Source organism: Acidithrix sp. C25 (assembly GCF_904848545.2).
Window position 1 is genome coordinate 281454 of record NZ_CAJHCI020000007.1, and the last position, 24983, is coordinate 306436.

Consider the following 24983-nt stretch of genomic DNA (forward strand, 5'->3'; position numbering starts at 1 on the left):
TGGAAAGAGGCGCTGGCACCTGATACAGAGTGATCGGAGGTATTTTGATCTATCTGTATTAGGTATTGGCGGTCATGGATAGATCTTTGCTATGAGGAGTTTTTGGATACTTCCTGGTGTGTAATGCTTACTGTATTCCCGAATTTAGAGCGCGCAAAACTAGAGTACTGTGGTTGTGAGTCATCTTATAGCTAGAGATGCCGCTTCCAGATTGGTCATGGGTGTGATGTTTTAGGTCTTGGTGGTCGAACCTCTTTACTTCGCCACTTCGACGCTAAATACCACGAGAAACCATGAGGCTCTAAAGGCGGCTAGTGTCGGTGTTGGCTCCAGGCGACTGCCTGGGTCATGGTAACTTCAAAACCTAGAGCTTCTATTCGGCTAGCTAGTTTCTGAGCTTGGATAGCTGGGTCACAACGACGATCAAAGTAGTCGGCTCCTGGGTCTACATACAAGGTGCCATTGGTGAGTAGATGCCATAAAAGTATCTAATATGGAGTGGGCAACAGCGACTGGCGCTTTATTAGCTCCTCTGCGTTTAGCGATACGAAGATACTGGGTTAAATAGCTGGGTTGAGTAGTATGTGCCCTTCGTACGTGCGGCTGCTCTAGCCGCCTCAATCAAGATTCGTCTCAGCCATGGGACACCATGACGTGTACCAGCTGGCCTTTTCTTTACCAGCTGACTCATAACTCGCCGGTGCGACCCCAGCCCATGCACACAGGTGACTAAGAAGTTGGAAACCTCGACATGTCACCCCCTGTTTCAGCGATGATCACCTGGGCCGTGGTCTGTGATGTACCGGGTATAGAACACAAGATGGCCACCGCTGGATTAAAATCCTCTAGACCATCACAGATCTCCTGGGTTAGCTCTGTGATGGTCTTATCACAGAAGTCAATGTGGGCGATGATCTTACCGACACAAAAGAGCGTGATGATCATCAAAGGTTCCAGCTAGTGCCTCTTCTAGCTGTGAGATCTTACTTCGCATCTCGGACTTGGCCATCTGGGCTAGGACCACAGGGTCACGTGTTCCTGAGATAAGTGCCTCGATGATCTCCCTCGACGATGCGCTCCATATAGCTGAAGCTACCGAGGTGATCTTGATGTTGAGCATCTTGGAACACCTTGCCTAGGCGTTGAATCTCCTTGGTAGGTGTGTCGACTTGGCTCTTGCGATAGCGGGTCAAGTCACGTAATGCACGAATCTCAGATGGAGGCACCATTGAAGGTCTCACCATCCCATGCCTTGCAACATCGCCTAGCCACTCAGCATCGGAGAGATCGGTCTTTCGTTCTGGTACGTTCTTGGTGCGTTGGGCGTTACAGAGCCACAAGTCAATCCCTCCAAGGCGTAGTACACCGGCTTGGGGAAGATGTCGGTTGCCTCCATCGCTATCGTTGTTAGTTCTGCCTCGGATAAGAACGATGCCAATTGGACCAGACCTGCGGAGTGTCGTTGGAGTGGTTACCTTGGTTAGCTCAATATCGGTGGAATCACCTATCCGAGTGTATGTCACCACCGTATCGCGGTGGATATCAAGACCAGCGACTCTGTCTCTAATCTGTTCCATTGTGCTAACCGCACTAATTGTTTATTAGTGGAGGTTGTAGGGATCAGGCCAAGGTAAAGCGGAATCTGGAGTACGTGCTCGTAGCGACATTCTTTGGTTCTCAACGGTCCACCACCAAACTTATAACGCGCTCATGGCTGCAAGAAAGGACGGTGACTACTCCCGAGGGCCTTCATCGCTAGCATTACATGCTTCAGCGGTGTTGCCAACGTCATAAGAACTTATTCAGGTTGTTTTTCTTCTGGTCTTTGGCTCATCTCGATTTTGTAGTTCTCATAGATTCCTTGGAGTGCCACCATGGTTTGATCTTTTGAGAAGAAAATATGCGCGCCAGCCATTATCGCCTCCTGCTTGATCGGAGCAGTATTCGCGGTCGAAAATGCCACTAAAAGGGTCTTTGGGTGGTTTTTTGATATCTTTTTTATTGCACTCAAACCGTCGATGATAGGCATGCGGATGTCCGTCATGGCAATGTCAGGGGCGGTGCTATCGCACATCTCGATTAGTTCAGCACCATTCTTTGCGGCGCCAACGACAATCAATTGAGGATAGTTCGAAATGGCATGGATGAGGGCCTCTCGATATTCGTCGGAATCGTCAGCAATTACTATGCGCATTTGTTGGAGTGCCTTCACGATAAAACTCTATTTGGACTATTCAAGTATTGTCGACGATTGGCATAACTGCCTGACGTTACTGCTATCGGCATGGTAGTCAAATATTACTATCTCATTTAAATCTTTCTATGCAATATGTGTTAGATAATCAAATGAGCGACTGATTGTTTGTGAATTTCTGGAGGCATGTAATTCTTGAGAACCAAAAGCGTAAATTATTCAAGTGCAAAAATTGTCCTAAACGATTAGTGGGCCATCAAGGTTAAAGGAGTTGCATTTAGAAACCGATTAACAGGTAGAGCATACAGATAATTTTTTTAGATGCCATAGTAGTTGCGTGGTGTTTTGACGTAGATGGATTTAGCGATGGTAGAAAGAGCGCTTTGTAAGGAGATCTGGGGAGGCAACTGTCGAGAGGTCGTACTGTATCCACTATTTCGATGTGTATATGGACACTCTCCAAGTAAATCGGATCTTCCCACGGCAAGCCATACTGTGGTTGTTGATTGGGATGGGGAAACTGCTACGGTGGACGTAGCCAATCTGATTCGGACGGTTCTAAGCCCTTTTATAGGTGAAAAATTAATCGCAAAGCTTCTTGAAAACTTGGAGATTGATGCGATATTGGCTCGGGATATAGCACAAGCTCCAAACCTACCCTTTGAGCGCTTCTTGGATTGTTTGAACTTTCGTCAAATTCCGCGCCGCTCGTTGGAGTTGATGGTACACGAGATGCTCTCTTTGCTGGAAGTATCTCCCAAGGTTTCATGGCTTAGCGGTTATTCTAAAAATGAAGTTCCAGATACTTTATGGGAGATAATTAGTAACGGAGAGAATGAAGCTGTAATTGGTCCGGTCCCTGACTCTGTTGCGGATTCTAACCTAGAAAAGCTTGCAGAACTTATCGGTGACCCTGTCTTTCACCACAGTCTGATCGTCGAGATTTGTAGGCGGTCGCTCCCTAAGACGCTCGCGGATGCGGCATATGAGCGATTTAGAGTCTCTCCTAATGTGGATAAATGGGATCTTAGAGAGTCTCATGAGCTGATTTTGGACACTTATGGAAGCTAGTTTGAAAGTACAGGAGCGACATTTGTGAGAGTTCCATCGCCTAGCAGTGGAATGGTAGCCCTAAAGGAGATGAACGTTCCCTTTAGATCACCCATTGACTCTATTATTTCGACGAGAGTCATCTCTGGCGCGTTATCTCTGTCTTCTTCGATCGGATGTTTCGTGGCGATATTCCACTGTATCTGCCTTTCGAAGAGCGTCTCCTTTCTGAGATCTTTTTCGGTTTTGAAGATCAGTTGCATCGACAGCTGGCCTCCTATCGATTCGATCGAATCTACCAAAAGCGGTATGCCGAGGTGGCCGGCTTGACTATGGCGCCGCGGTCCATTTCCAATTAGATGTTGAGCCATACTCTTCAAGTTAGCTATATCAGGTTCGCTAACTTGATTTACCGAATGAATAGTCATTTCTGATTTAGAGGCAACTACTGAAAGGTCAATTGGACCTCCACGCGATCCTTTTAGGGCGTTGGATGCAAACTCTTGGACGCACCTAAATCCCAAAAGCAAGGTGGGCTCAGAGTGAGAGTCGCGATTTTTTAGTTCGGAGAGTTCGACGACGGCGTTGATTCTCGATTCGGTCCCAAGCTCTAGAGACGAAATATGCTCTTTAACTGCTTGCTCAAAGTCGGATCGAGCAAGCCCAGGGGATAGAGAGTGGCGATCATATTTCGCATCCACTCTGTCGCTCGATCAATCAAGGAGACTACGGGATCGCTAGATAATTGTTCGACGCCGTATCCTCCCATTTGAAGACGTAGCTTCGCCGCAGCTAAGAGCTGAAGTGGATTGTCATGGATTGCTTCGGCTACCTCGCGACGCTCTCTAAATTGAGCGTCGAGAAGTGCTGTTTTTCGTTGAATGTCGAGCTCCTTGAGAATCCCTTGGCGCATTGATTCGATTGAGTTAGATAGTGACTCGATCTCTCGTACTCCATGAAGTGATACAGGGGTTGAGAGGTTACCGTTGGCCACTGTGTCGGCTTCGCTCTGGAGTTTTCGCATGGGTGTGATGATCATCAGCCAGAACATCGTTCCCAGGGTAAGAATAATTACCAGTGAAACGATTGCCGCTACCGCAACTGTGGTGCGGAGGTCGTCTAATGCAACAGTTGCAGCATTCCGCAGAGTATCTTCTGTTGTGATAGTCGATGAATTTAGTGTGGCAATTCTGTTTCTTAGGGCATCAAAAGTTGCTTGATCGGATTGAAGGCTGGCCTGTATCGCTGACTTTAATCCCGATTCTTCGAGAGAAGGTACAATTTCATGGAGCGTAGCGGAGATTTCCCATGATGTTCCAGCGAGTTGAACCGCATGCAATTGTTTGTCCAAAAGACCATAGGGGCCAAGCGCCGAGTCAAGGATCTTATAAGCTGCAGTCACCTGTTTTGTTCCCGAGACAAAAGGGGCTAAAAATGAAGTATCCCCAGTAAGCACATAGCCACGCAAACCAGTCTCTTGGTTTAAGTATCCGATTAGAAGCTGAGCCTCGGCGTTTTCAGCTGGATGGAAAAACTTCAGCGATGAGTTGGCGACATTTGCTTCGTTTGAGACGGCGGCAAAGATTGCACTTGCATTTACTAATGCGGCTACGCTCAGCAGGAGTCCCGCAAGGAGAAATATCGCAGAAAAAGAAAGTCGTGATCGTTTTATTCTAACTTTGGTGATCATCGAAGTTACTTCCTTGGGTAATGAAGAGTGGGCGATTGAGTTTCGCATGGACCTAATTTGTATGTCGGTCGTCTCGAGCTAAGTCAAGGTGCGAATTGACAGAGATCTCTTATGTGACCTTCAATGTTTGTGTATAGTTGTGTTGTTTAGGTCGTCAATTTGATACTATCTCTCGCGAACTTTAACCTTTGTAGTCATTTTGACTATTCCGCAGAAGTTTTCGGCTTTTTATGCAGTTATTGGTTTTATACTCCAAGTCTAAAGCACCATTAGTTGTAGGGATATGTTTGATCGGGTGCGATTTGAATATGGTATCGCGGCTTCGGGGAGTGCGACTGGCGGTGCCGTATGTTGTTGGTGACTTTAGGTTTTTTGGGGGCGGGCGTTACAGCACTCTTATTTTGGGCTCAAAGCCTATCCTAATCAAGTGATTTGACGATGACTTTATAGTCTTTGAAATTAGGAAGTAAATTCGAAGACTTCTCCTCAGAGTTTTTGTCAGGTTGCTCTAAAAACTTTTCACAGACGTCAATTTTGCAAACAGCGATCGACGATGACCAGATGGGCTATGTTTACGGAGGCCTTTATTGATACTAGGTGAATCCATTCAGATATTGATCGTAGAAGACCACACGGTCTTTGCTGAAACTATGTCGATGGCACTTTCGGCACAGTCTGATATGAATGTGGTAGGTGTGGCTAAAGATGGCTCAGAGGCAGCCTCGATGTTGAGAAGTTATCATTGCGATGTGGTTCTTATGGACATGCGCCTCGGTGAAGACGAAGGACTGGATGTTATTGAACGCCTTAGGCTGCTGAATGGCGAAGTGGCCATACTCGTTTTAACTGCTGTTAGAGATGCTCGTAGCGCTGCATTTGCAGTCTCGCATGGCGCTGCTGGATTCTTGACTAAGGATATGCCCCTGAGCGACGTCATCCGTGGTATCCGCGACTCCGTGAGAGGGCGATCCGTAATGGAGCCTTCGATGGCTACTGAGGTTTTGAGTATCCTGTCGGGGCGGCGTCAGCGTGTTGGTGATAATTTGACCAAGAGAGAGATCGAAGTCCTTCACATGTTAGATGCTGGTAATTCGGCTGCGGAAATTGCTGGATCTTTGAATATCTCTTTAAATACAGCTAGAAATCATATCGCAAGGATAATCTCCAAGTTGGAGTGTCATTCGATGCTCGAGGCCGTTTCTACTGCACGCAGAGAGGGAATAATCGACTAGGCCGCTTTGAATAAGGTGTTTGGTTGAAATGGTTATTTGATGAAGTTGGGATCTGCAAGTTTGATCTAGCATGGTAGCGGTGTAACTTTCAAGACCAAAGGCAAAGATGGCTAATAAGTGGCTAGAACAACGTGTTATAGGCTACGCTCACCAAGGTGGAGCTTTCGAGGCGCCGGCCTCGACCTTTTACGCAATGGACAATGCAATAAAATTGGGTATGACTGGGCTGGAATTAGATATCCACAGAAGCGCTGATGGCGTTTTGATAGTTATGCACGATGAAAGTGTTGATAGAACTTCTTCAGGGGAGGGTCGAGTCTCGGATCTAACTTGGGAAGAGCTCTCAGCCCTAGATAACAGTTACTGGTTTGTCCCCGACTCAATGGAGGCAAATAGCGTTGGTCATCCACCTAAAGACTATGTCTATAGAGGTCTTGCGCCCGAGAATCCGGAATTCGGAATTGCTCTATTTTCGGAGATTCTGGAGCGATACAAAGATGTCTATATCAATGTCGACATAAAACAAGCCTCTCCAAATTCGCTTCCCTACGAGACGCAGGTAGTCGACGAGATCGTTGCTGGTGGAGCAATCGATCGAGTCATGGTTGCCTCCTTTAGGGATTCCTCTCTTTTTGCAGTTCGAAAGTATAACTCTGAAATATCCACATCGGCGGGGCCGGGTGAAGTTTCGGAGTTTTATTTTGCGCTTTTGAATTCGTTCAAAAGCGCAGTTGCAGTAGCACTTGCGGTGCCCTATGTCGCTTTCCAGATTCCGCACTTTTACGGCGAGATTGAACTTGCTACCAAGGAATTCATCGATGCAGCACATGCAGCGGACAAGGCGGTGCATGTTTGGACAATTAATGATCCTGCGGAGGTAGAACTTCTTCTCGAGAGAGGCGCGGATGGGATTATTTCGGATTGCCCGAGCGTTGTGAGCAAAGTTATACCAAGGAAGTGATCTCTTGGCGGCTGATCCTATTGCGAGCAATAGTTAGCTTGGGTTGAAGTCGATTGAATTGACATTTTTAATTTCTGTTTTTCTTTGTTCATGGTTGGCCCATGAACTAGGCAGAATCATATTTGGTACCTTGTGCAGAACAAGGTTTTTGGCAATTTGCCTCGTTTTTCAGGAAGAAATAATCAAGTGAGAGTACTGATAGCGATGTCGGGTGGGGTTGACTCTTCTGTTGCTGCGTTGATGATGAAAAATGCGGGACATGAAGTTGTTGGCGCCACAATGAAGTTGTGGGGTGGAGTTAGCGATTCGGGTTGTTGCTCTGTCTCGGATGTGGCAGACGCTCGAATGGTGGCTGGACGAATTGGAATAGACCACCATGTCTTTAATTTTACAGAAGAGTTTGAATCTAATGTAGTTGACCACTACGTTAAGTCTTATTCAAGTGGATTGACTCCAAATCCTTGCATAGAGTGTAACCGGAAGATTAAATTTGACTTATTTATCGATCGAGCGCTACGTCTTGGATTCGATATGGTGGCAACTGGCCATTATGCAAGGGTAGAGGAACGAGTAGACGGATTTCATCTTTTGCGCGGTATCGATCCGAAAAAGGATCAATCCTATGTGATCTCTATGCTAAATCAACAGCGCTTAGGTCGATTGATTCTTCCGATTGGAGATTTTCCTAAAGAGCAGGTTCGAGAGATTGCTAAGGATGCTGGTCTTATCACGGCTAGTAAGCCTGACTCCCAAGATGTCTGTTTTATTGCCTCCACCACTTCAAGAGTTGAGTTTCTCTCTAAGCGAACAGCTGTCCATGAAGGTGTAATTGTCGACTCAGATACTGGGAGCGAACTCGGTAAGGTTGAAGCTATTGAGACAGTGACGATTGGGCAGCGGCGGGGATTGGGAACCGTGGGCGACTCGAAACGTCGATACGTGATAGAGGTGCGTAACGACGAGCGAAAGATCGTCATGGGGACGCTTGATGATACCTACGCGTCGATGCTTCACTTTGGAGATCTTGCCACGACTCTAGGGCCAATCGAGGAGGGATCTCATGTGATGATTCAGACTTCTTCGCACGGTTACGTTAAAGGCGGCACCTTTTGGCTTGATAGGGTAGAGCTAGATGAACCCATTCGTAAGGTCGCCCCCGGTCAAACCGTCGCCTTTTATAGGGATGATGAGGTGTTGGGAAGTGGGGTTGTGAGATGAGGCTGGGTCAGTAAATTTCTCTTTTTATCTCTTCTTTGGGGTGCGCCGAGGCAAATTCTGTCACCACTTTTCCACTGCTACCAACTTTGCCATAGGGATTTTTGAAATTAGGCAATTTGGCAGTCTGATATCGGATTGGATTTGCCAGTGGCTAACCAAAGTGGGTTAGTTCCAAAGTGGGTTTGTCAAGCGCAATGAGTTTTTATGGCAATCTGGCTCGATTCGGATGCAGATTTTTTGAGATAATGATCTAATAGTTGATCTATTTTTATTTGGACCTGGGAGTGGATGCAATGAACTTCGAAGCCGCAGATGAGATCGAGGCGTCTTTGTTGATGAGGCGTCTTGAGTCTCAAATTCGCCAATGGGATCTTTCCTACTACGTTTTAGACACCAGCATGGTTTCGGACTATGACTACGATCTAGCGTTTTCTCAGCTTCGAGATCTAGAGGAGAGGTTCCCGCTGCTTCGAAGCGATACCTCTCCGACTGCGAAAGTTTCAGGTCTGGCTCACGAGCTCTTTAGATCGGTTACTCATGCGATTCCAATGCAAAGTTTGGACAACGTCTTTTCGATCGAGGAGCTCGGTGGCTGGGTAGAAAGAACCCTCAAAACACTTCGAGAGGTCGATGAAACTAAGAGCCCGAAGTTTTGCTTTGAGTTGAAGATAGATGGTCTAGCAATGGCACTTTCCTATCGGCAAGGTGTCTTGGTAAAAGCAGCGACCCGGGGCGATGGGACGATGGGGGAGGATGTCACTGCAAATGTTTTGACTATCGATGCAATCCCAAAGACGCTTGGACCCCACAGGAATGATATAGATCTTGAAGTGCGTGGTGAGATTTACATGCCATTATCTTCTTTTGATCACCATAACGAGATGGCGCTAAAGGCTAGATCGGATGAATCTCTCTCGCCAAGTGAGAAGCCCAAAGTCTTTGCCAATCCAAGGAATGCCGCAGCGGGCTCCCTAAGAGTCAAAGATCCCAGGGTAACCAGAAGCCGCAATTTGAGTTTTTTTGCCTACCAAATTGCTTACTCATCGAACGCCCACTTTGAAAGTCATTTCGATTCTCTTGGATATCTGAGAGAACTTGGATTTCCTACAAATCCCAATACGACTAGAGCTAAAGATTTAGAAGAGATTGCCCAACTCATAACTCGATGGTCAAGTGGTCGTGAAACAATAGATTACGAGATCGATGGTGCAGTCTTGAAGATCGATTCTATCGAGGATCGAGAACTGCTTGGATCAACTTCAAGGGCACCTCGTTGGGCTATCGCTTATAAGTACCCACCAGTGGAACGCCATACAAAATTGGAGCGCATCCTTGTCTCGATTGGAAAGACCGGTCGCGCCACCCCTTTTGCGCAACTGCAGCCCGTGGTGGTTGGAGGGTCGGAGGTAGGATTAGCAACCTTGCACAACGAAGATCAGGTCGTACTAAAGGACCTGCGCGAAGGTGATACGGTAATTGTACGCAAGGCTGGCGACGTCATACCCGAGGTCTTGGGAGTGGTTCTAAGCGAGAGAGCTGCAGGTTCTTCTCCTTGGAAGTTTCCAGAGCTTTGCCCGGAATGCGGGGGTGAGCTCGTTCGCTATGAGACAGAGGTGGATCGCTACTGCACGAATTATCTTTGTCCAGCTCAGGCTGTAGCTCGCATGACGCACTTTGCTTCTCGGTCTGGGATGGATATCGAGGGCCTTGGGGAGTCGATAATCTCGCGACTTTATCGACAAGGACTTCTACTAGATGTATCTGATATCTATCGTCTGACAGCTGGGCAACTTCTGTCACTGGAGCGATTTGGCGAAAAGAGTGCAAGTGCACTTATAGATTCGATTGAAAAGTCAAAGGAACCGCCCCTTGCAAGGTTCTTGGTTTCGCTAACAATTCGCCATGTTGGCCAGGTGGCCAGTGAGGCCCTTGCTGACTATTTTGGAAGCTTGGAGAAGCTGAGAGGGGCTAGGGCATCGGAGATTTCAACGATTGAAGGAATTGGACCCACCATAGCCGCGGGAGTTGAATCTTATTTTAATGATCCGCGACAGCAGGGGCTCCTTGATTCATTGATTGAACTGGGGGTGCGACCAAGGTCAACGCAGAGGCCATCGAACCAAGCTACCTCCTCCTCGAGCTCTGGTCCTTTTGCCAATCGTGTCTTTGTGGTGAGTGGAACTTTACGGGGTTTTAGCCGGGACGAGGCTGAACAAGCAATAAAATTTGGTGGCGGTAAGGCGGTCTCAAGCGTCTCGAAAAAAACCACAGCTCTCATAGTTGGTGCTGACCCGGGAGCATCTAAGGTCTCCAAAGCACGTGAACTGAATATACCCGTGAAAGATGAAGATTTCTTCGTGGCGCTGCTTAATGGCGAACAATTGCTTTGGGACCTATAATAGAACTTTAGATATTTTGCTTATCGCTAAATCCCCCCTTATTTTGGTGAATTCCATCTAGAATCATCAAGGAATTGGCTTTTATGTGTCAAATTTTTTTCAAGAGGTTATCGATCTAGATGGTTGCGTTTGAAGCGGCTAAGTGAGCACATTGGTGCGGTTCTTTTAGATAGGTATGTACTGGTCGATTTAGTCGGCCAAGGTGGGTCAGGAGTGGTTTACGCCGCTAAGGACCTAACCTTAGGTCGCCGGGTCGCCGTTAAGCTTTTGCATGAAGGTTTGAGCTCGGATGCTGCCTTTATAAAGCGATTTCACGCTGAAGCCAAGGCAGCAGCTTCCTTGAATCATCCCAGTATCGTTAGGGTCTTTGACTCTGGCGAAGAGCATGGCGCTCCTTTTTTAGTCTTTGAATTTTTAGGTGGCGGCACTCTTAGGGATTATTTGGACTCGGGAGTCCAACTTTCAATCCCGCAAGCCGCTCGAATTTCGCTTGAGATTGCCCAAGCGTTGGCTTATGCCCATAATCGGGGATATGTTCATCGTGACATAAAACCCTCAAACCTGCTCTTTGACGATGAAGGCAGAATAAGAGTCGCCGACTTTGGAATAGCTCGAGCCTTAGCTGAGGCTGCATGGACTGAACCAGTTGGAGTGGTCATTGGAACCGCGAGGTATGCCTCTCCAGAGCAGGCTCGAGGAGAGCAATGTTTTCAAGAGGGGGATATCTATTCTTTTGCTCTTGTGATTATTGAAGCGATAACAGGAGAACTTCCTTTTTTGTCGGATACCACCTTTGCTACGGTTATGGCAAGGACCAAGGAAAGTATCGTCGTTCCGGATTCGCTTGGTCCATTACGCAATCTCGTCAGCGAGATGGGTTCTTTGGGCGTCAAGGATCGCCCATCTGCAGCTTCAGTAGTTGAGCGATTGGCGGTTATCGCCAGAGAACTTCCAATACCAGATCCGCTTGATTTGACGTCTTGGACGCCATCAAAGAATGCTTTTGACCCGCCTACTACTGTTTCGCGTATACCACCTGTCATTGTGCCTAGTAGCGCTGTTGGAATTGACCTTGAGGGGGCATTAAACCCAGAACATGGCGTTTTGGATTCTAAATTTGTGCCGCCGAGTCCATCTAACGATTTTTTGAGGTCCGTGGAGTTAGCGAATGCTAAAGGTGAGTTTTTCGATCAAGATGAGCACCTTCTAATTCCAGAAGAAACCACGCTAGCTTTGAGTGGGACAAGCGCGAAAACTTCTAGTGCTCCAGTGGACCAAAAGGCTCATTCTGATAGTGAGAGTGGTCTAGGGGAACTGCATTGGTTTGAAGCGCTACAAGCCGATGCGGATAGCACCTTAACCGTTGGCCAAGTCGGGGCTGTAGCGGGTCAAACTTTAATTGAATCAAACCAAGAAACGAGAGGCCCTAGAGAGGACTCTCAGTCCGACGGGGTAAAGGTATCGAAAAGGCTCAAGAAATCGAAGGGTGAAGGAAGTGATGCCACGGGATCGTCGCAAAAGCGTCGTTCGGTTTTCAAGCGCAGTGCTGTTTTGCTTGGCATCCTCGCGCTTGTTGTGGCGGTGCTAATCGTAGCTATAAGCGCTCTCTCTTCTCCGGCAAAGTTTTCCATTCCAAATGTCATTGGCAAGGCTGCATCTGTGGCTCAAGGCAGTATTACTAAAGCGGGCGGCGTGGCATCTACTTCTGCCTCGGTTTATGACCCCTCTATCCCAAAGGGTGACGTGGTATCTCAATTTCCATCGCCTGGGTCTCTGGTTGTAAAAGGTGTCAAGGTAAATCTCACCATTTCGCTGGGGCCACCTTTGGTAGCAGTTCCAAATGTAGTAGGTGATCCGCTTCAGAGTTCTATTGATACACTCACCTCTAACCATTTGAGCTACACCACCTCTAGCTCATATTCTGAAACCGTCCCTACGGGTGATGTTATCTCCCAATCTATTACCGGAACCAAGGTCGTACAAGGTTCTAAGGTGGCACTTGTAATTTCAAAAGGTCCGGTGCCGCGTATTGTGCCGAACTTGGTTGGGCAAAGCCTTGCGGCGGCAAAGTCGACACTTGGAAGTCAGGGTCTCAACTTGACATCCCAGGTGGCCTATTCGAATTCGGTCCCATCGGGTTCAATAATTTCACAGAATATTCCAGCGGGCAATAGCGTCGCAAGGGGCAGTACGCTTTCGGTTGTGGTCTCACAGGGTCCACACTTAGTTAGTGTCCCTGATTTGACAGGAATGACACTTTCGCAAGCTCAGGCAGCCCTAGCCGGCGTCGGATTGAGCGTTGGTTCGGTATATGCGCCCAAGGGAAGTATCGTTATAATTCTTCAGAATCCGCTGGCTAGCACCTCGGTGCTTTATGGGTCAACCGTCGATATCTATGGAATCAAGATGTGAACTAAGTCCGTTACCGTAACTTTCTAACGACGAAGACAAAAAGTGGGGCTATTTGCCGAGTCTATGGTCGCACTTTTGGAAGTGGGCCGTTTTGTAGATGCTCTATTCGCGTTGGTTGCTGGTGATGGCTTAGTTGGATCTTTGGATTTAGGTGGTCTTTCTTGTTTTGATCAGCTTGGCGATGGGTTAGATTGCAAAGCTTCGCCACTTATGCAATTTTTTTATTTGGAAATCGCAAGTAGTGGCTCTTTGTCCGCCAAAATATCTATAGTTGCAAAGTGAACTCCACATATAACCGCTAAATCTTCCAAATTAATCGTTTTCCCAGCTTGGGGCATATCTCTCCTTTGGAAAGAATGTTGAAAAAGCCCCCCCCGGTGATATGAACTGCGACTATTTCTTTTAGGGCGGCATTTAGTTTTTTAGAGTTTTTTCAATATAGATGGAATCGCTGGGGCTGGCGGCTTAGCCAGAGCAATGGCTAAGCCGAGTGGTTTTTGCATCTGTGGCAATCCTGAATTGGTATTATGACAAGAGATCGATTAAGATTTTATCGTTTCGATTTTTTTTCATTTATACGTCTTAGTAGTTGTCCTATTGGAATTATTTGGTAGTTTTATCTTGTCCGTTTAGAACCTTTCTGTTCGTGGGTGCGTGATTTTCATGCAAGCAAGTAACGCGGCGGTATCTCGTTGGCGAATTTGTGTGGATCTTCTTTTGGGAGCAGGAATCTTTGGTTGACTTAGACGGCCTCTCAGATGTGGTGCAGATAGAGGGTCTAAGTATTCGATACGGTGACCTTCTTGCGGTGTCGGATGTAACTTTTAGCGTCTCCCGCGGCGAGCTCTTTGGCCTTATTGGGCCAAATGGCGCTGGAAAGACATCTATTCTCGAGACGATCGCCGGGTTGCGGCGGGCGGTCTCTTCAAGTGGATCAATCTCGACCTTCGGATTTGACCCGTTAACTCAACAAAAGAATTTAAAGGCCATGGTGGCTATTCAGCTACAGGACTCCGCCTTTCCGAGTCGTGTGACAGTAGGCGACATGTGCACACTTTATGAGAGCATCTATAACGCTCGGGACGCTAGCGATTCCTTGTTGGAAGAATTTGGGCTTGCGGATCGACGAAGTAGCTTGGTTAGCTCATTATCCGGTGGCCTTCGACAGCGATTGGCGCTTGTTTTGACCCAGGTGGGTTTTGCTCAACTTCTACTCCTCGATGAGCTGACTACCGGTCTAGATCCAGAGCAAAGGCGTGCTACGTGGAAGATCATTCGTCGCCTGGCTACATCTGGCAAAACCATCGTTTTGACGTCTCATTATATGGATGAGGTGGAAGCTCTTTGTTCTAGGGTCGGAGTTTTGCATGGAGGTCGCCTTGTATTTTTGGGGACTCCAAAAGAACTTGTTTCCACATATGGTGGATCTCCACAAATCGAGGTAGATACGACGTTGATGAATGAGGCTCAGGTCCAACAACTCTTAGATTTGGGAGACCCCCAAGATGTAACAGCGACCGATACTCGGGCGACTTTTCGGACTTTTACCCCCGAAATGGCTGAAAGAATCATTTTATGGATTGGCGCTAAAGGATTTTCGCCAGCGATCGCGCACTTTAGATCGCCCAATCTTGAGGAAGCTTATCTCGCGCTTATCGAAAGTTGCGACAAGGCAAGGAAGCAGACAAGTGTTTAGAGGAATACTTTGGTTTGAAACCAAGCGGATGGCGCGGAACTTTGTTCCTGTCTTCTTTGCCCTTGTTTTTCCGGTCATGATGCTGTCGATCTTTGGTGGAATCTATGGGAGCACTCCGTCGGCTCGTTTCGGGGGTCGGGGGGTTGTCGACAGCTCTGTACCGGCGTATCTTGTGTTGGTTATAAGCGTCACAGGTTTGATGAGTTTTCCCCTTGGACTTGGTGAATACCGTGAACGTGGTGTGTTGAAGCGCTTTTCCTCGACGCCGGCTCGGTCGTCCTCATTTCTACTAGCACAGGGTATCGTAAACTTGGTACTGACCATCGGGGGAGTAATTCTCCTCGTTTTGACTGGCTTGATATTCTTTGGCCTTCATCTGCCAAAGAATATTGTCACGACAATATTTGCTCTTATATTGGTCATGCTCGGGGTCTACTCGGTCGGTGCCTTGATCGCAGCTTTAGCGCGAACCGAACGTCAGGCGATTGTCATCGCCAATTTGGTTTACTTCCCGGTTATTTTTCTCTCGGGAGTGACAATTCCATTGGCTATCTTTCCATCGATAATGATAAAAATTAGCGACTTCATTCCCTTTACCTACGGAGTTAAGTTACTTCAGTCACAATGGCTGGGAACCAGCACAAACCTAGGCGTGGATCTGTCGGTTATCTCTGCGACGATTTTGCTAGGAGCCTTTGTCGCCATTCGAGCATTTCGTTGGGAATAGTTGATTTCAGAGATGGCTTTTATCCCACGGTCCTTCGCAAAGTCCATCATCTGAGGCAGTCACCGAAGGCCGACAGAATCAACTCGGTAGTCATCTGAGGCTCGATTTCCCTGAGTTGACTTCCACTCCTTCCTTCTGGCACGTGTTTTCTGTTTCGATGGCGCGCTGAACCAGCGTGACGGTGTAAAGGTGCTGTGTTGGTGGGAGCTTGGTGGCTACATGCCGAGTAGTGCGAGCGGCCTGGCATGCTCGCGTGATGCCCACCTGAGGCCTCGTGCAGCGTTTGTTTCTCCAGCGTGACGAAGAACAGCAATTGCGAGGTTGTGGAATGAGGCGAGGCTACGTGGCGCAGAGCCAGTTCTCACCTGCGATCTGTCCTTCTCCCAGGTGACATTTCGGACCCAATGCAGTCCGTTTTCTATCTCCCAGTGACCCCGAACGATCTTTGCTATCCGATCCGCACCTGCTTCAGCTGATGTCAGGCTCGTCACGTAGAAAGAAGTCTCAGTCGAGACCATGTGGTCTTTGAGATCAGCTACCTGGCTGAGACATTCCGCTGTCCATCCATAGTGAGGGTCACAGAGAAACCCCAAAAACAAAGCTATTGATCCTTGGTAAGATCTGATTGTCGAATGTGACTAGTTGCCTTGGGCAATCCAGGCATCTAACTGTTGAGACTGCCACTCCCAGGGCCAGGTTTCGCAGTAGTCACCGAATCGCCTTACCACTCGTTTACGACTTCGAATCATAGAAGGAGATAGTCGACGCGCCATATGCTGACATCGCCATCCCTACAACATTGCATCAAATAACATCGGCTCTACGCGCAGTGGCGTTCCAGCACCCACCAAAACCAATGCAGCCGAACCAGACGGACGTCTCATTCGCGCTCCTCCCTGTTGTGGCATCAGATACAGCATTATGTACTCTAACCCAACTTATTAGATGCATCATTATTGCATCTAACTGACTACAGGTGTTATATAGCCATTCCCACCAGCGCTTTGGTGCGCGATGGACAAACTCCTATAGAACTGCTTAAAACTGTTTTCCCAGGTGGGAACTAATCACGAACCATGCTGAATGATGCATCAGACCTAACATTGCTCATTTTGCGGATAGTAGCATCCGATGGTGGAACATACCGCTTGTGCACCGGGTGGAACTTGGCACCAAGGCGAGCAAGGGCTTCTTGTGGGCAGTCAGCTGCCCATTCACCGATTGCAGTCAGACTTCGACAAGCCAGCGACTGTTGCACACGCTGCGACAGCTAAGACGCTTGAGGGGCTGTGACGCACACCTCGTGGTTTGCGATGGTCACAGATCTGGCTGAGACGAGCGAGGAGACCACTGTCACCTTCGAAGTTCACGTTATTTAGGTTGATCAAAGGTGCCTTCCTTCGCGGAGTAGATGAAATCGCTGGATGGTCGAACTCACCAGACAAGATCGAGAGAGCGTCACGCCTGAGTAGACGGGCGAGACAGAGTTTCTGTTTGCCATGATGGACGTAGCGACCAGAGACCCTGCCATAGCCGAGGGTAGTTCCTAATACCGTGAAGTTAGATGCAAGATAACAAGTTCCGCGGTGACGGGATGGATCGACGAAGGTCTCGACCAAGAACACTGGGTGGCCCCAACGCTGCTCATAATCGTCACTCAACCTCTTGAGACAACGAGATAGTACTGCTGAGGCGACGTTAGCCTGTCTTCCAGCAGGCAGAATACAGAATCTCTGATTGTTGGTCACGTAGCGCAATCGCTTGAAATGTATCTCATCACTCCAGCCAACAAAGCTATCTCGTGGACGACATGCAAGCGCAGCAGCTCCGAAGCCAACCAGTGCCAGCCATTCCCCGTCTGGGGATAGCGCTACATAGCGCATCGTTTCACCTACGAGACGGTGACCGAGCCAGTGATGCTCATCGAGACCAGCATCGAAACGGGCCTGCTCGCTCAGAAGTATAGGACGAACGCTTATCCGGCCCACATCGATTGGCGGTTCTTGCATCCTCTATTTCTAACAGCTACTGAAACAAAACGTCAATCCTGTTGTGTCAGGCCAGGTAAAGCGACATTCAGCTGGACTTTGCAATGGCCATGGCTTTTATCCGTATCCGTTGGAAATAGCTCGCAAGAACCAACGATTTTTCCCAACGGAGAAAAAGCCCAATCAAATGTCTAATTTTTCGTAATAAATTCCAGCATTCCCTCTGTGATTATCTCTGAATCGTAGTCCAGTGTAGCGACGTGAAACGACTTTTCCAGAACTACCCTTGTTACGTTTTGGGCATTATCGCGGAGGTATTCGCCTGATTCAACTGCAACTACATGGTCTTGTATCGAACTAAATAGCAAGATCGGTATGGCAATCTCACTTACCTTGGGCGAGAGTTCCTTTGCCGCTTCGAATAGAGACTTAGCTGCTCGCACTGGTGCCCCTGGATATGATGCTTCCTCCATCTCTGGATTTGCTATGTCCGAGCCAATGGCTGGAAAAACTTCTAGACCACTTTCTAAAACTTGATCGATCAAGTCGAAGAAGTCCGGCGGTGGAGGTAGGACCAGTGGATTTACAAGTACCATTGCCTTTACTCGGCGATTGCGCAATGCGAGATCAAGAGAGAGGGTACCTCCCATCGAGATGCCAACCACATAGATCGCCTCGTTCTCTTCGCCTAGGCCTTGAGCTGCTTGGTCAACATCTCTGAGATAGTCTTCGTATCTAGTCTCGAGCATATCTTCTAAGACGGTACCGTGGCCCGAAAGGAGTGGAACGCTTACGGTATGGCCAGCGTTAGCAGCTGCAATATATTGAGGCAAAAAGGTTTGAGGTGAGCCAGTGAAGCCATGAATGAACAGCACCTTCTTTGAATCTGGGCCTCCGTCGACAAAGAAGGGCTGCCGATGGTCATTGGGTATATCAAATTGTGGTGTCATTTCTCTCCTTTGCAAGACTTTAGATATCTCGCAATTGAACCTTTTGTTTTTCGGTCCGTAAATTTATTTTCGGATCTATCTACAAATTTCTACCTTAGCCGATAGCGGCTATTGAAGATTGAGGATTTTCTTATGGCTGATACAAATAGTCGATCAATTTTTGCTCAAGGTTCTGCTCTCGTTTTATAGACGTGCCCTTACTGGGTTTTTGCAAGGAATACACTTTGTGATCTCACGGCCATGAGATTGTACCGCGAAACTAAGGACGATGCCCTTTGGCGTGTAGCATTTGGATTTTGGCTATCTGCGTTGTCTTAGGTTGATGAAAAGGGTGACAGGCCGATTGCTATCTGTCGCTTATCGGCTAATTTCACTGATCTGCATTGAATCCTTTTGAAGTTGCGGCGAGATTTCAATAGACCTGAAGGAAAGCGGCGATATGTAGCAACTTTAAAGCTTGTAACTAACATGTAGTGCAATTGCCGATGGAGGTTTTTAGATCGTGGAAAAGTATCCGTTTTTGTCACCCGAGTGGATCGAGAGAGTCCGCGATATCCGCCAGGCCTATAGCGAGCAAAGCGATACGCCTTCGGTGGATGTAGCAATTCGGATGAACCAGATTGTAACCGATGTCCCATTTGGCAATAGTGAAGTCAAGATCTATATCGACTCTTCGGAAGGCTTTATCGACATAGAGTTGGGCGAACTTGAAGATGCAGAAATTACGATTCGAATCGACTATGAAACGGCAAAGTCGATCTTTGTGGATCTCGACTTTCAGGTTGCAATGACAGCTTTTATGGCTGGAAAGATCAGGGTGACCGGCGACTTCACTAAGTTGATAGCTTTGCAAAGTGCTTTTTCTCCTGAATCCCTTTCTCCTAATGAAATTGTGGCCAAGATAAAGGACTTGACTTCCTAGGGCAACCATCAAGACTTCCAGCGCCTTTGACACGGTGAGATCTATTCTCCGTTCAAGGTTCAAGGTTCAAGGTTCAAGGCTCAAGGGGTAAATAGGTATTTGAGACTCTATAAGGATCGTTTCTGTTTGGATGATTTAATCCGGGAATTTTTTTTGCACTATGGTAAGTTGCGTTGAATTTGAGATTTGCTTCTTATCAAAGTCCTAAGAGTGATCGATCAGTCGATCGATTACAGAGCTGATAGACCTAGTCTGTAAGACATGTCAGCAGATAAGATATCGAGCAATGAAACGCGCCATATTGCGCACTTAGCCAGACTGGCCTTGTCTGAGGCTGAGATCGAGGACTTCACCGGACAGCTAGCGGCAATCTTGGAGCACGCTAAAGATATCGAAAGCTTAAATCTTGATGATGTCGCTCCAACTCGCCATGCGCTCCCGATTAAAAATGTTATGCGTAGCGATGAAGTCCGCAAAAGTGTAAATCGCGAAGAGGTCCTTAGAATGGCGCCAGAAACCCAAGCCAATATGTTCTTGGTTCCAAAGATTATCGGAGAGGACTAACCAGTAAAAGTGGAAATTATCGAATTAGGCGCTGTTGAAATAGCCAAAGCTGTCAAGTCAGGTGAATTGAGTGCTCTTGAGGTTGTCTCAGCTCATTTGAGTGAGATAAATGAGCATGACGGCGATGTCGGTGCCTTTTTATTGGTTATGGCGGATCGAGCGATCGAACGGGCCAAAGAGATCGACAAACGACGCTCCGGCGGCGAAGAACTTGGAGCTCTTGCTGGTGTGCCTGTTGCACTAAAAGACAATATGGTTCTTCAAGGAGTGGAAACGACGTGTGCCTCAAAGATTTTGAGTGGTTGGGAGCCACCATATACCGCCACCGTGATCGAAAAGCTAATCAGTCAGGGTGCAATTCCTATCGGTAAGACCAATTTGGATGAGTTCGCAATGGGTTCATCGACTGAGAACTCGGCCTACTTTCCTACTCGTAATCCTGTCAAACTTGACCGAGTTCCAGGTGGATCGTCAGGTGGTAGCGCTGCAAGCGTCGCTTCTAGATTCGCACCAATAGCCATTGGTTCTGATACTGGGGGTTCGATACGTCAGCCGGCATCCTTATGCGGGGTTGTTGGCGTAAAGCCAACTTATGGGTTGGTTTCTCGTTATGGATTGATTGCATTTGCCTCGTCGTTGGATCAGATCGGTCCTTTTGCCAAGAGCGTTGACGATGCGAGTCTTGTCTTATCTGTAATCGCTGGCCATGACGGTATGGATTCGACATCGAGTCGAACCGCAACTTACGAGCATGCGCCCAACGAAAGCGATATCTCATCATTGCGAATTGGAGTTATCCAGGAGATGATGAGCGACGTTTCAAATGATGTGCTTGGCGTCTTTAATCAAAGCCTTGATGCGCTCAGAAGTTGCGGAGCCAAGGTGGAGACTGTGTCCATCCCTGCCGTTAGATATGGACTGTCGTCGTATTACCTGATCGCCCCCGCAGAGGCATCTTCAAACTTAGCACGTTTTGATGGGGTTCGTTATGGGCTTCGAGTTACAGGCGCAGATATGAATGAGACCTATGGCCTGAGCCGAGAAGCGGGTTTTGGCCCAGAGGTGAAGCGGCGCATAATGCTGGGAACCTATGCGCTTTCGGCCGGATACTACGACGCACTATATGGTAAGGCCCAGAAGGTGAGAACCTTGATTGTGAGCGAGTTTGCTCGCGCATATAGTGACTTTGACGTCCTTGTCTCTCCGACCTCGCCTACAGTTGCCTTTGGCTTTGGTGACAAGAGCGACCCACTTTCGATGTACATGTCCGATGTATGCACAATTCCGTCTAATTTAGCTGGTCATCCAGCGATGAGCGTCCCATTTGGTGGCGGAGCAGATGGCCTGCCAGTTGGGGTTCAGATTCTCGCTCCAGCCCTTTCAGAGAGAGTGATGTTCCAGGTTGCTCGCGCATTAGAAGGCGCATCGACCTACATGGCCAAGCCTCAATGGGCGCATTGACAAAGATCTGTTTAAGTGGTTTATTACAGGAACAGTATAGGGATGAATTATGGCAATTGAAGATGAATATATAATTACCATTGGACTCGAAGTCCACTGTGAACTAAAGACGAATACCAAACTATTTTGCGGATGTGCCAATCAATTTGGCTCAGAGCCAAACACGAATATATGTCCTGTGTGCCTAGGGCTCCCTGGTTCTTTACCGGTGATTAATGAGCGCGCGGTTGAATATGCCATTCGTATCGGTTCGGCTCTTTCATGTGAGATTAGACCGTCTGTATTTCATCGCAAGAACTATTTCTATCCGGATATGCCAAAGGACTATCAAGTTTCTCAGTACGATGAGCCAATTTGCGTAAATGGAAAGTTGGAACTCCCGTCGTTTTCCAAGACTGTGCGAATCGAACGGGCGCATATGGAAGAAGATACTGGAAAGACGACACATGTTGGGACTTCTGGTCGAATACATGGGGCTGATTTTTCATTGGTGGACTACAACCGAGCTGGAATTCCTCTGGTGGAGATCGTTTCGGCTCCTGATCTCTCAAGCGCAGATGAAGCTCGAGAATATGTCTCTGAACTTCGGGCTATCTTAGTTTCCACAAAGGCAAGTGATGGCAAGATGGAAGAGGGCTCGCTGCGTGTGGATGCAAATGTCTCGGTAAGGCCCCTGGGCACCGAGAAATTGGGCACCAGATGCGAGATTAAGAATTTAAATTCCCTTCGATCACTCGGTCGAGCGATCAATTACGAAGCTCGGCGTCAAATGGAGGCTTTGTCTGCTGGTCAATCGATACGACAGGAGACTCGCCATTGGAATGAGGACCAAGGGGTTACCTCTGCACTTCGCTCCAAAGAAGAGGCCTATGACTATCGTTATTTCCCAGAGCCCGATCTAACGCCATTGGATCCAGATATGGATGAGGTGGCTACGATAGCGCGGGCCCTTGGGATCCTTCCACCGGCACGGAGGCTGCGATTGAGGGAACTACTAGATGGAGAGCTTACGAGAAGTGAGCTGGAGCAGGTTCAAACCTGTGTCAAGTTTGATTTGGATGAGCATGTGCTGGATGCTGTGAGAACTGGGGTACCAGCGCGCCTTGCTTTAGCACGGGGCTCGAATGAGCTTGCATCTTATGTAAATCAAGCCACTGTAGACTCTTTCGAAGTCGCGGAGTTTCCCCGTGGCAAATTCATTGAAGTTATTTCGCTTGAAAGTCAAGGTAAGGTCTCATCCACCCAGGCGAAGACACTTTTGTCTCGAATCGCTTCGAACCATAACGAAGAAGTGTCGGCCCTTATCGAGGAACTCGGATATAAGGCAGCCTCTCAAGATGAGATTTCGGAACTCCTCGATAGGTTGATCAGTGAAAATTCAATGGAATGGGAACGACTTTGCGCTGGAGAGAATCAGCTGGCGGGGTTTTTTATTGGAAAAGCAATGAAGATTACCAACGGTAAGGTCAACGGAAAGACCTTAGCCTCGGAGATGGCAGCCCGTCGATTGGGCTAAAGTGCGGGTCCGCTTTGCATCTTTGGCCCTGATGATAGTGCCATGGGGAAGCGGTAGCGTTGAAAAAAGTGCACGCAGAAATGATCATTGATTTGGTATTGGTCTCTTTAAAAACTTTGTTAGGGTGACTTTTTGGAAATTTGGATGCTATTCGAATAACCTATTAGTGCAGTAAGAAAATCTACGAGATGGATAGACGGTGGTTTGCATGTCAGGATCAATGAAGCCAAGATCAGGCGACGTTACGGATGGCTTTCGTCGAGCCCCGGCTCGAGCGATGTTACGAGCCGTCGGTATGGGTGATCAAGACTGGGATAAGCCCCAAATTGGGGTGGCCTCTTCATGGAACGAGGTTACTCCATGTAATATGCCTTTAGACGTTTTAGCCAAGAGTGCCAAGCAAGGAGTCCTTTCCGCGGGCGGTTTTCCATTGGAGTTTAATACCATCGCTGTCTCTGATGGAATTTCAATGGGCCATGAAGGCATGCATGCCAGCTTGGTCTCTCGAGAGGTGATAACCGATAGCGTTGAGACCGTTATGCACGCTGAACGATTCGACGGTATGGTGACTTTAGCTGGTTGTGACAAGTCGCTGCCCGGTATGTTGATGGCTGCTGCTCGCTTAGACCTCCCAACTGTATTTTTATACGGTGGAACTATCATGCCAGGAATCCACAAGGGTGAGGCGATCGATATAGTTACCGTCTTCGAAGCGGTCGGAGCCCGCGCGGCCGGAGCGCTCAGCGATGAAGAGTTGGCTCTTATTGAATCTGAAGCATGTCCAACTATTGGTTCATGTGCAGGTATGTTCACCGCAAACACAATGGCATCGGTTGCGGAGGCGCTAGGGATGGCGCTTCCTGGATCATCGTCGGCTCCAGCCATCGATTCACGACGGTCGGATTACGCCTTTCAATCTGGAGAGGCCGTTGTCGCTTTGCTGGAGCGAGGAATTCGCCCTCGACAGATAATGTCAAAGGCAGCATTCGAGAATGCAATCGCCCTCGTCATGGCTCTTGGTGGGTCCACCAACGCCGTTCTTCACCTGTTGGCGATTGCCTATGAGGCCCGAGTTGACTTGACCTTGGCTGACTTTAATCGCATTGCCGCGCGTACCCCACACATCGCCGATACTAAGCCACATGGAAAGTATCACATGAGTGATCTCGATCAAATCGGCGGAGTTCCTGTTGTGATGGCGCATCTATTAGAGGCCGGTCTTTTAAATGGTGACTGTATGACTGTTACGGGAAAGACCATAGCGGAGAACTTGGCGCAGATCAACCCGCCTCAGCCAGATGGCAAAGTCGTGCATAGTCTCTCTTCGCCGCTTCATGAGATTGGCGGAATCGCCATTCTTAGCGGTTCTTTAGCTCCCTTGGGTTCAGTCGTCAAAGTCGCAGGTATCGACCAGTTCACCTTTGACGGTACGGCTGCGGTATTCGATGGGGAAGAAAAGGCGCTGGATGCGATTTTAGCTGGTGAGATCAGGCCAAATACCGTTTTGGTAATTCGATACGAGGGGCCTAAGGGCGGTCCTGGCATGCGCGAGATGTTAGCGGTTACCGGTGCGCTAAAAGGTGCTGGAAGAGGTGGCGATTGTGCGCTGGTAACCGATGGTCGCTTTAGTGGTGGAACGCACGGTTTTTGTATCGGTCACGTAGCGCCTGAGGCTCTAGACGGTGGTCCGATTGCAATTGTGCAAAATGGTGATCGAATAACTATAGACGTGAATACAAAGACGATCGATCTTCATTTGACTAAAGACGAGATGGAGCGCCGTTTTGCCAACGTCAAGGCTCCGATGCCCAGATACACATCTGGAGTGTTGGCAAAGTATGCCAAGTTGGTCCAGGGTGCAGAGATCGGTGCCGTCACGAATTTCTTTTCGTAATCGGTGATATCTAAGTAGTTAGCAGGCCTTCTGGCCCTCGAAAGGGTGATATCTTGAGTGGCCAGAAGGTGCTAAAGCTTTGATTGGGTGGACTGATTATATAGATTTG

General features: G+C 48.1%; 21 protein-coding genes. 13 read left to right on the forward strand and 8 right to left on the reverse strand.

Annotated elements, in window-relative coordinates:
* Window positions 1-729: 729 nt before the first annotated feature.
* From ACIDITHRIX25_RS82875 to ACIDITHRIX25_RS82885, 3 genes are all read right to left on the reverse strand, one after another.
* A complete protein-coding gene (locus ACIDITHRIX25_RS82875; protein ID WP_201731922.1) occupies window positions 730-945 on the reverse strand; it encodes a transposase in 216 nt (71 codons plus the stop codon).
* An 83-nt stretch (window positions 946-1028) separates the two neighbouring features.
* Entirely contained in the window at window positions 1029-1577 is a 549-nt protein-coding gene (locus tag ACIDITHRIX25_RS82880) for an IS110 family transposase (protein ID WP_201731923.1), read from the reverse strand.
* 221 nt (window positions 1578-1798) lie between these two features.
* Entirely contained in the window at window positions 1799-2194 is a 396-nt protein-coding gene (locus ACIDITHRIX25_RS82885) for a response regulator (RefSeq protein WP_152626115.1), read from the reverse strand.
* A 366-nt stretch (window positions 2195-2560) separates the two neighbouring features.
* Here ACIDITHRIX25_RS82885 and ACIDITHRIX25_RS82890 point away from each other — a divergent pair, with 366 nt between their 5' ends.
* Entirely contained in the window at window positions 2561-3265 is a 705-nt protein-coding gene (locus tag ACIDITHRIX25_RS82890; RefSeq protein ID WP_201731924.1) for a hypothetical protein, read from the forward strand.
* Here the strand turns inward: ACIDITHRIX25_RS82890 and ACIDITHRIX25_RS82895 are convergent.
* Complete coding sequence (locus ACIDITHRIX25_RS82895; protein ID WP_201731925.1) at window positions 3262-3945, reverse strand: hypothetical protein; 684 nt, start codon at window positions 3943-3945, stop codon at window positions 3262-3264. The two genes, ACIDITHRIX25_RS82890 and ACIDITHRIX25_RS82895, sit on opposite strands and share 4 nt — an antisense overlap.
* Complete coding sequence (locus tag ACIDITHRIX25_RS82900) at window positions 3855-4934, reverse strand: CHASE3 domain-containing protein (protein WP_201731926.1); 1080 nt, start codon at window positions 4932-4934, stop codon at window positions 3855-3857. Before ACIDITHRIX25_RS82900 ends, ACIDITHRIX25_RS82895 begins: the two co-directional genes overlap by 91 nt.
* Before the next feature lie 587 nt (window positions 4935-5521).
* Here ACIDITHRIX25_RS82900 and ACIDITHRIX25_RS82905 point away from each other — a divergent pair.
* From ACIDITHRIX25_RS82905 to ACIDITHRIX25_RS82935, 7 genes are all read left to right on the forward strand, one after another.
* Window positions 5522-6166 (forward strand): response regulator, encoded by a 645-nt coding sequence (locus tag ACIDITHRIX25_RS82905; protein ID WP_052606650.1) that lies wholly within the window; start codon window positions 5522-5524, stop codon window positions 6164-6166.
* Window positions 6167-6272: 106 nt separating this feature from the next.
* Window positions 6273-7127 carry a glycerophosphodiester phosphodiesterase family protein gene (locus ACIDITHRIX25_RS82910; RefSeq protein WP_052606649.1) on the forward strand — a complete coding sequence of 285 codons (855 nt, stop codon included), beginning with the start codon at window positions 6273-6275 and terminating at the stop codon, window positions 7125-7127.
* A gap of 186 nt (window positions 7128-7313) precedes the next feature.
* Window positions 7314-8345: a tRNA 2-thiouridine(34) synthase MnmA gene (gene mnmA / locus ACIDITHRIX25_RS82915; protein ID WP_201731927.1), complete on the forward strand. Its 1032-nt coding sequence runs from the start codon at window positions 7314-7316 to the stop codon at window positions 8343-8345.
* A gap of 293 nt (window positions 8346-8638) precedes the next feature.
* Window positions 8639-10744, forward strand: coding sequence for an NAD-dependent DNA ligase LigA (gene ligA / locus ACIDITHRIX25_RS82920; RefSeq protein ID WP_201731928.1), 2106 nt, complete (start codon window positions 8639-8641; stop codon window positions 10742-10744).
* Between the two features lie 129 nt (window positions 10745-10873).
* On the forward strand, window positions 10874-13156 hold the full coding sequence (locus tag ACIDITHRIX25_RS82925; RefSeq protein WP_201731929.1) for a Stk1 family PASTA domain-containing Ser/Thr kinase: 2283 nt from the start codon (window positions 10874-10876) through the stop codon (window positions 13154-13156).
* 733 nt (window positions 13157-13889) lie between these two features.
* The gene (locus ACIDITHRIX25_RS82930; protein WP_201731930.1) at window positions 13890-14852 is read left to right on the forward strand and encodes an ABC transporter ATP-binding protein; all 963 of its coding nucleotides are present in this window, start codon (window positions 13890-13892) and stop codon (window positions 14850-14852) included.
* On the forward strand, window positions 14845-15579 hold the full coding sequence (locus ACIDITHRIX25_RS82935) for an ABC transporter permease (protein WP_201731931.1): 735 nt from the start codon (window positions 14845-14847) through the stop codon (window positions 15577-15579). Before ACIDITHRIX25_RS82930 ends, ACIDITHRIX25_RS82935 begins: the two co-directional genes overlap by 8 nt.
* A gap of 215 nt (window positions 15580-15794) precedes the next feature.
* Here the strand turns inward: ACIDITHRIX25_RS82935 and ACIDITHRIX25_RS82940 are convergent, their stop codons facing one another.
* From ACIDITHRIX25_RS82940 to ACIDITHRIX25_RS82950, 3 genes are all read right to left on the reverse strand, one after another.
* The gene (locus tag ACIDITHRIX25_RS82940) at window positions 15795-16178 is read right to left on the reverse strand and encodes a transposase (protein ID WP_201731932.1); all 384 of its coding nucleotides are present in this window, start codon (window positions 16176-16178) and stop codon (window positions 15795-15797) included.
* A 615-nt stretch (window positions 16179-16793) separates the two neighbouring features.
* Window positions 16794-17588: a Druantia anti-phage system protein DruA gene (locus tag ACIDITHRIX25_RS82945; RefSeq protein WP_201731933.1), complete on the reverse strand. Its 795-nt coding sequence runs from the start codon at window positions 17586-17588 to the stop codon at window positions 16794-16796.
* 170 nt (window positions 17589-17758) lie between these two features.
* Window positions 17759-18517 (reverse strand): alpha/beta hydrolase, encoded by a 759-nt coding sequence (locus ACIDITHRIX25_RS82950; protein WP_201731934.1) that lies wholly within the window; start codon window positions 18515-18517, stop codon window positions 17759-17761.
* A gap of 502 nt (window positions 18518-19019) precedes the next feature.
* Here ACIDITHRIX25_RS82950 and ACIDITHRIX25_RS82955 point away from each other — a divergent pair.
* From ACIDITHRIX25_RS82955 to ilvD, 5 genes are all read left to right on the forward strand, one after another.
* Window positions 19020-19439, forward strand: a complete 420-nt coding sequence (locus ACIDITHRIX25_RS82955) for an SCP2 sterol-binding domain-containing protein (RefSeq protein WP_201731935.1) — start codon at window positions 19020-19022, stop codon at window positions 19437-19439.
* Window positions 19440-19700: 261 nt separating this feature from the next.
* Window positions 19701-20003 carry an Asp-tRNA(Asn)/Glu-tRNA(Gln) amidotransferase subunit GatC gene (gene gatC, locus ACIDITHRIX25_RS82960; RefSeq protein ID WP_052606389.1) on the forward strand — a complete coding sequence of 101 codons (303 nt, stop codon included), beginning with the start codon at window positions 19701-19703 and terminating at the stop codon, window positions 20001-20003.
* A 9-nt stretch (window positions 20004-20012) separates the two neighbouring features.
* Window positions 20013-21464: an Asp-tRNA(Asn)/Glu-tRNA(Gln) amidotransferase subunit GatA gene (gatA, locus tag ACIDITHRIX25_RS82965; protein ID WP_201731936.1), complete on the forward strand. Its 1452-nt coding sequence runs from the start codon at window positions 20013-20015 to the stop codon at window positions 21462-21464.
* 49 nt (window positions 21465-21513) lie between these two features.
* Window positions 21514-22980, forward strand: coding sequence for an Asp-tRNA(Asn)/Glu-tRNA(Gln) amidotransferase subunit GatB (gatB, locus tag ACIDITHRIX25_RS82970; protein WP_201731937.1), 1467 nt, complete (start codon window positions 21514-21516; stop codon window positions 22978-22980).
* 220 nt (window positions 22981-23200) lie between these two features.
* The gene (gene ilvD, locus ACIDITHRIX25_RS82975) at window positions 23201-24874 is read left to right on the forward strand and encodes a dihydroxy-acid dehydratase (protein ID WP_235347814.1); all 1674 of its coding nucleotides are present in this window, start codon (window positions 23201-23203) and stop codon (window positions 24872-24874) included.
* Window positions 24875-24983 lie beyond the last annotated feature (109 nt).